We start from the raw sequence: 6,066 nt of genomic DNA on the forward strand, positions 1-6,066 counted from the left end.
ATCACGGTGGCCGCGGCGACCGCGGGGAACCCTGTCGGGAACCTGCGGTACACCTGGCGGCATGAAGTTGAGCGACCTCAGCCCGCTGATGGCACGCCGCCAGGACGGCGGCCTCAGCTTCGCCCGCTTCCGCGCCGACCCGGCGCTGGTCTCCCTGCAGTGGCCGGACGACGTCCTCGAGCAGTTTCTCTTCGACCACGGCGACAACGCCGCCTTCGTACGCGACTACGGCGGCATCGACCTGCGCGACGTCAGGTGGCGGCTGGAGACGATCCCAGCCGCGGACTTCGTCAAGATGCCGACCGGAGCGTCCGATGCCGGCTGTATCGAGAGCTACGCCGAGAACCCGGTGCACTGGGTCAACGTTCGCCGCCCCGAGGTGGGCCGGCACTGGGAAGAGCACGGGACATGGCTGCGCCCGCCGATCCTGATCGCCCGACACCTCCTGGACCCGCCAGACAGCGGGCTGCAGGTCGTGGAGGGCAGGACACGCGTTGGTGTCCTGCGCGGCCGCCTGCGCGAGGGGCTGCATGTCGCGTCCCACCATCAAGCCTGGGTCGGGCGCGTGTGACAAACGCTTCGCGCACAACAGTGCGTACGCTGCGAGCGTTTGACCGTTTCGAGGAAGAGCTGCGGATGACTGAGAACCCGTCGGTGCCCGGGCCGCGCCGGGACCTGGCGATGCACAACGACTGGTGGGCTTCGGGCTGGGACCACGTCCTGCCCCGCCAGGGCTTCCCGCTGACGATGCTGATCGGGACCGCGAGTCAGCCCGGTTTCACCGGCTCCCTGGACGACCTCCTTCAGGAGATCTTCGAAGGCCACTGGGACATGATCGGCGGCGATCTCGACGGCGCGCTCACGTTCTCGTGGCCCGATGAGGAATGGGACTACGAGGAGGCGCCGGAGGGGCGTGAAGCGAACGAGGCACATCGCTGGGAGAAGTTCGGCGCCATGCTCACGGCCGCCGGCTACCCGGTGCCCAAGACCGTGCGGGACCTTTCCGAGCTGTACCTCACGTGGGGCCTGGCGCGCCGCGAGGAGACACCGGACGGCACCCGGTGGTCGATGCCCGCCGCGCTGCCGTTGCCTGGTGACCTGCTGCCCCTGGACGCCGACCTCGCCAAGCGGCTCGATGGGATCCGCTGGACCTTGCGCACCGGCCCTCTCGTCGACGGGCTCATCAACCACTTGGTCGACGATCTGGGCGAACCGCAGGAGATCCTCACGTCCCTGGACCGACTGGCGGCCGCCACCAGCCAGGATGCCGACGACGTCCGCATCGCCCTCGCGGAGCTCGTGCAGTCCGGCGACGCCCGTGTGCAGCGCGGCCAGGAGCCGGCCGACGCGGAACGCCTGGAGGCGCACCAGCGCTTCCGCCTGGTCATGGACTGGGACCACTTCCACGAGCACCGACTGCAGCTGACCATCAATGGCGACGACGCGTGACGGAGAGCGTGCCGGGAACCGTAGGAACGGAGGACACGCGACTGATCGTGATCCGGGGCAACAGTGCCTCGGGGAAGTCGTCCGTCGCGGCTGGCCTGCGCGAGAAGTTCGGCCGCAACCTCGCGATCGTCGCCCAGGACAACCTGCGCCGCATCGTGCTGCGCGAACGCGACCGGCCCGGCGGCGCCAACATCGGCCTGATCGACCTCACCGCCCGCTACGCCCTGAACAACGGCTTCCATGTCGTCGTGGAGGGCATCCTGTACGCCGACCGCTACGGCACGATGCTCCAGGACCTGGTGCGCGCCCACCGAGGTGTCTCACGCTGCTACTACCTCCACGTGCCCTACACCGAGACGCTGCTGCGGCACGCGACGAAACCCGATGCCGAGTACCTCAAGCACGTCACCGCTGACCACTTGCGCGACTGGTACCGGGAGAAGGACCTGCTGCCCGACGGCCTGGAATCCGTGATCGACGCGGCAAGCACGCTGGACGACACCATCCAGCAGATCCTGCGCGAGAGCGGCCTGGACCAGGTGCTCCCGATCGACCGCTGACGCCCCTACCGGCCCCGCGTCCGGACACACCACGGGCCCCGGGGAGTGAAGGCATCCCGGGGCCCGGTGTATGGAGTCGTGCTGTTCAACGACAGCGCGACGTCGGCGTCACGCCTCGGGCTGTGAAGGCTCCACCTGGCGCAGGCAGTACACGCACCGGGATGCCGAGTCGACGCGTCCCATGCACCGCCGGCAGTCCCCGCGTTCACGCACCGGTCCCCGGCCGTCCGCGCAGCCGGGGCAGGTCATCACCGGCTGCCGGAAGCCGAAGCTGACCACCCACCCGTCGCCTTGGGCGGCGTCGCGCGCCAGCTGCGAGACCTCGGAGGCGGAGCGCGTGTCTTCGTCGTCGCCGGTCTCCACCGCCAGGTAGACGGCGAAGCAGTCGTCGGTGTCGCACACGACAGCCACTCCTGTAGGCATTCGATCCCCTCTCAAGCTGCAACTGCGCCCAACAAGACCATCTTGCTGACGGGAACGTCCTCGCACTGGCGTCCCCACAAAGCCGGGTCCGAGTGACTCGAATTCGAGTCGGATCGTTCGAATCGGACGCGGGGAATCGAACCCCACGCGGCACTGCGCCGCGGCCGCCGGCCTCGAGCTGCCTGGCTACCGCCTGAGCTGAGCAAAGCCCCTTGGCCTCCTGCTCAGCTATCCCCGGCGTAGCCTGCTCGGGAGCACGGGCCGTGACGATGCGCCTGGTTCGGCTCCACACGCTGCGGGGAGAGGGAAGCCGGGCATGGCGAACAACGGGCAGACGGACACGGCCGCACTGTTGGCGATGCTCAGCGAGCGCGCCGCCGTGAACGTCCGGCTGGCACTGGTCGCGGACGCACAACAGTGGCAACTGCACCATGGCCAGGTCACCCTGGACGACACCCCGCTGACGCAGCGGGCCTGGCGCTACAGCACGGCGAGCTTCCTGGAACTGCCCCTGCCCGGCCCGACGGTCGCCGCGCTGCTGCGGGGTGAGGAACAGGACGTCCACGGTCTCCACGTCGTCGTCCCCGGCCCGCCGGCCTCCAGCGCCTCCACCTCTCGGCTGCGCGGCCAGGAAGAGTGGGGCCGGGTGGCCACGCCGTGGCCGCGCACCGAGTGGACCATCAACCGGGACGCCAACATGCTCCAGACGGGCCATGACCTGCTGGTCGGGGACGGCCCCCCTTTCCTGAACTTCGACCAGGCCCTCAGCGCTTTCCTGCACCAGCGCCCCCACGACAGCAACGCGGGCCGCTCGGATCTGTGGCGTATCACCCTGCCGCAGCGTGCGGGCTGGCTTTCGCAGATCACCATCGGGCCCGACCTGCTGACGGCCGTCGTCGACGGCGAGGCCCTGGACGGCGCGGTACTGGAGCTGAGCTGGGCGGCGGGCAACGAGCGTCAGTCCGTCGATGGCGCCGGCGCCTACAGCTTCGCGTTGCCCGACGGACTCGCGCCCGACAGCCTGCTGATGCTCCGCCGCGAGGACCAGCGGCTGGACTGGCGCAGCTTCCCCGCTCCTACGTACGGGCGCGCCCGTGATGCCTCGGTTGTCTGGGAGCAGCCCGGCCCGGAGCTGGACCTTCTCCTGGCGAACGGTGAGGGACAGCACCTGGAGTGCAAACAGCAGGTCCCGGAGGGCGACTCGCGGAAGAAGATGCTCAAGACCATCGCCGCCTTCGCATCGCAGGACGGCGGCACCGTCCTGATCGGCGTCCGGGACGACTTGCAGATCGTGGGCCTGCCCGAGGGCACGAACGTCGACAAGCAGGTCCTCCAGGTCGTCGGCATGATCCGGGACAACCTGGAGCCGGTGCCGTCCTACGAGCCACGCGTGATCGAACACGATGGCAAGACGGTCCTCGCCCTCGAGGTCTCTGGCGGGGGCCAGATGTACGCCTACCGCGACGGACAGCGCGCGGAGTTCTACGTCCGCGTCGGCCCGAACACGGTTCCCGCACGCCACCATGAGATCGCCGCCGGATTCCGGCAGGCTCCGACCGCCGCAACGTTCTGAGAGCCGCCGCACCGGCCGCGTGGGTCAGTTCCACTTAATCCTGTGACGGAAGGGGGCGGTTCGGGCAGTATCGAGCGTCATGGTTGCTCTTCGCTCCCGTCGTCTGGAAGGGCTCTTCGGAGCCCGACTGGACGCGGTCTCGTACGCCCAGATCGTCGCGCTGAAGACGAACGCGGTCTCCGAGTCCTACGACTTGGAGTTCAAGGGGGAGCTCTACGGCGGCAACGACAAGGCCAAGCGCGACCTGGCGGGTGACGTGGCAGCCCTGGCCAACACCGCCGGCGGAGTCCTGCTGCTCGGAGTTGCCGAGGATGACCAGGCCCGGGCGGCTGAACTCCCCGGCGTCGCGCTCAGTGACGGCGAGGTGCTACGGATCCGCAACATCGTGGCCGACCTGGTCCATCCCCTGCCGACCTTCGACGTCCGGCAGATCGAGGACCCCAACCAGCCTGGCCATGGCGTCCTGATGATCGCGGTGCCCCGCAGTCCCTCTGCTCCGCACGGGGTCCTAGTCAACGAGGGCCTGCGCTACCCCCGCCGGAATGGCGCCAGCATCATCTACCTGACCGAGTCGGAAGTGGCTGCCGCCTACCAGGACCGCTTCGACCGCCGCCAGACCCGCTACGACGATCTGCTCCGCTACGAACGCGACCTGATCAGCCGCCTGGACACGGGCGAGCAGACGTACGTCGTCGTCACCCTGGTCCCTGACGTCAATGGGGACTTCGCCCTCGACACCAAGGCCTGGCGCACCTTCCGCCAGGAGACGATCGACAAGGATCTGCTCGTCATCCCGCGCGGTGTGACGGTCCGCCACGTCACGGTGGGCAGCCGTCGCCTGATCGCGCACGGCGGCTCCGAGCCCGCGAAGGCCAAATGGATCGCGTGCGAGCTCCACCAGAGCGGCGCCGGCGCCTTCGCCGCCATCGCAGCCAACCGAACCGACCTCGCCCGGCCTGGCCAGGTGGATGAGAACACGACCGCCAGCCGGATCGAGGACGAGGACCTGGTCCTCGACATCTGGTCCGGACTCCGGCTCCTGGCCCGCCACGCGCGGGACCGGTCAGCGGCCGGAGGCACCGCCACGGTCCGCGCGACCATCGCGCCTGTCACTCCCGATCTGCCAGCTGAACTCCGTCATCCGCGAGGCTTCGGTGGCTCGCTCGGCAGCCACCAGGTGACCGAGCAGCCCCAGGCGACGTCCGTCTTCGACATCGACGACCTCGCCGAAGACGGACCAGGCCTCATTGCGGCCACCTCAGTCCTCGCCGCAGGCTTGATCCAGCACTTCGGCTACCCGGAGACGCTTCAGATGACCACGGACGGCGCCATCCGCACCAAATACTGGAGTTCCCAGCGCTACGGTCCACGCGTACAACAGTGGGCCACACAGGCCAAGGTCGACCTTACGGACGACACGGTCGAGTGAGCCTGCCCGAGCACATCCTGCGTACACGAACTGGCGCCCGCCCAGGGCATAGCTCCGGGGCGGGCGCCGTCGCGTCCATGCCCCGTGTTCTCCTTTTTGCGGAATGGTTCGCGTAATCAGAAAGGAAATCCCGGCCCGGCGGGTGCGGCTCGGGGGGTGTGGTGTCTGTACCCAGACTCTACACAGTGCATCACCGTGATGCATCCTCCTTGCGTCAACTTCCACCCCCAGGGTGATGCATGGCCGAACCTCACCCCGTAGAGGCCGGTTGTCCTGTATCCTGGCGGGGTGTTGTTGGGCTTGGCTATGCAGGCTTCGGGAGTTGAGGGGGTGTCAGGGTGGAGCGTAAGCGGAACCCGTCACTGCGGTGGGGCCAGCACCCGTCGTGCCGATGGTCCGTCACTTCCGTTGCGGGGGTGGTGGCCGGGATTCCCAGTGGCTACACAGGCCCGAGCGTGATGCACTTCCCCTTGCTGCCAGCCGTGGCGACCGCGCTTGCGCGGTCGCTCGCAATTCGCGCTTGCGCGAATTGCCCTGCCTTTTGAATTCCGCTTGCGGAATTCCATTCCGGCGCTTGCGCCGGAATCCGAATTGCGCTTGCGCAATTCGCGCTCTATGCCCCGGCTTGCCGG

6 protein-coding genes are annotated in these 6,066 nt (G+C 68.6%); 5 read left to right on the forward strand and 1 reads right to left on the reverse strand.

Translation table 11 applies throughout. The annotated features are described in order from the left end of the window. Nucleotides 1-61: 61 nt before the first annotated feature. The 3 genes from ADK65_RS25675 (at nt 62) to ADK65_RS25685 (ending at nt 2,009) form a co-directional block, all read left to right on the forward strand. A complete protein-coding gene (locus ADK65_RS25675) occupies nt 62-571 on the forward strand; it encodes a hypothetical protein (protein ID WP_053673052.1) in 510 nt (169 codons plus the stop codon). Between the two features lie 65 nt (nt 572-636). Then, on the forward strand, nt 637-1,449 hold the full coding sequence (locus tag ADK65_RS25680) for a DUF6042 family protein (RefSeq protein WP_053673054.1): 813 nt from the start codon (nt 637-639) through the stop codon (nt 1,447-1,449). An 8-nt stretch (nt 1,450-1,457) separates the two neighbouring features. Then, nucleotides 1,458-2,009, forward strand: coding sequence for a kinase (locus tag ADK65_RS25685; protein WP_420709078.1), 552 nt, complete (start codon nt 1,458-1,460; stop codon nt 2,007-2,009). Between the two features lie 108 nt (nt 2,010-2,117). Here the strand turns inward: ADK65_RS25685 and ADK65_RS25690 are convergent, their stop codons facing one another. Further along, nucleotides 2,118-2,411 carry a hypothetical protein gene (locus ADK65_RS25690; protein ID WP_234352956.1) on the reverse strand — a complete coding sequence of 98 codons (294 nt, stop codon included), beginning with the start codon at nt 2,409-2,411 and terminating at the stop codon, nt 2,118-2,120. 337 nt (nt 2,412-2,748) lie between these two features. On the opposite strand from ADK65_RS25690, the gene ADK65_RS25695 reads away from it, so the two are divergent. Together ADK65_RS25695 and ADK65_RS25700 are read left to right on the forward strand one after the other, a co-directional pair. Continuing rightward, the gene (locus ADK65_RS25695) at nt 2,749-4,005 is read left to right on the forward strand and encodes a helix-turn-helix domain-containing protein (RefSeq protein ID WP_053673060.1); all 1,257 of its coding nucleotides are present in this window, start codon (nt 2,749-2,751) and stop codon (nt 4,003-4,005) included. A 79-nt stretch (nt 4,006-4,084) separates the two neighbouring features. Continuing rightward, nucleotides 4,085-5,434, forward strand: coding sequence for a helix-turn-helix domain-containing protein (locus tag ADK65_RS25700; RefSeq protein WP_053673061.1), 1,350 nt, complete (start codon nt 4,085-4,087; stop codon nt 5,432-5,434). Nucleotides 5,435-6,066 lie beyond the last annotated feature (632 nt).

This window comes from Streptomyces sp. NRRL B-1140, from assembly GCF_001280065.1.
Taxonomy (GTDB): Bacteria; Actinomycetota; Actinomycetes; order Streptomycetales; family Streptomycetaceae; genus Streptomyces.

Excerpts from the sequence above, each read along its gene's own strand:
- ADK65_RS25675 (WP_053673052.1), top strand. The coding sequence starts at position 62 with ATGAAGTTGAGCGACCTCAGCCCGCTGATGGCACGCCGCCAGGACGGC.
- ADK65_RS25680 (WP_053673054.1), top strand. The coding sequence starts at position 637 with ATGACTGAGAACCCGTCGGTGCCCGGGCCGCGCCGGGACCTGGCGATG.
- ADK65_RS25695 (WP_053673060.1), top strand. The coding sequence starts at position 2,749 with ATGGCGAACAACGGGCAGACGGACACGGCCGCACTGTTGGCGATGCTC.
- ADK65_RS25700 (WP_053673061.1), top strand. The coding sequence starts at position 4,085 with ATGGTTGCTCTTCGCTCCCGTCGTCTGGAAGGGCTCTTCGGAGCCCGA.